The organism is Methylocella tundrae, assembly GCF_901905185.1.
Classification (GTDB): domain Bacteria; phylum Pseudomonadota; class Alphaproteobacteria; order Rhizobiales; family Beijerinckiaceae; genus Methylocapsa; species Methylocapsa tundrae.
This window is the reverse complement of sequence record NZ_CABFMQ020000140.1, coordinates 1-556: the sequence shown is the minus strand read 5'-3', so window position 1 is coordinate 556 and position 556 is coordinate 1. Positions and strand designations below refer to the sequence as shown.

2 protein-coding genes are annotated in these 556 nt (G+C 36.5%); one reads left to right on the top strand and one right to left on the bottom strand.

The genetic code is table 11. The annotated features are described in order from the left end of the window. On the top strand, positions 1–189 hold a 189-nt coding region (locus tag MPC4_RS19155), incomplete at its 5' end, for a benzoate/H(+) symporter BenE family transporter (RefSeq protein ID WP_174513936.1). 73 nt (positions 190–262) lie between these two features. Here MPC4_RS19155 and MPC4_RS19150 read toward each other — a convergent pair. Then, on the bottom strand, positions 263–556 hold a 294-nt coding region (locus MPC4_RS19150), incomplete at its 5' end, for a hypothetical protein (protein ID WP_210253690.1).

Sequence of the window (556 nt, the reverse complement as noted above, 5' to 3'; positions counted from 1 at the left end):
GCCTTACTTGGTACCATTAGCCATAACATTGCACTAGCGTTTGGTCCAGTTGAAGACCGCGAAGCGGCATTATTTACCTTTTTATGTAGTGCGTCAGGTATCCAATTTTTCGGTGTTGGTTCAGCTTTCTGGGGACTGGTTGTCGGTATTGTTGTATTTATAGTCCTTAAATTTAAAGCTAAAAAATAAGGCTTAAACGAAAGAGTTTACGCTTCATCATTTAGAGAAATTCATAAAAAATTAAGCGCAAACTCTCGTTAAATTAATTAATTGTGTTTTTATCCCAAAATGCTTGCCGTATTTGCGGCATTGCATTTAAGTGATTAATGATGTGTTGTGCTTCTTCTGCTTCAATTGAAGTTGCAATTAGCGTTACTTCTATCTCAACCTCTTTTTCTCCAAAAGGCGTGACATCAATATCTTTAGCAGGATAATTATGATGCTTTAAGGTTAGGTTTAATTCATCCATAACGACCTTGCTCTGACTTCGGTCACATATAATGTAAATTACATGTAAAACTTCTGTGTCATCGTCTAACGGACGACGGTCAATGAT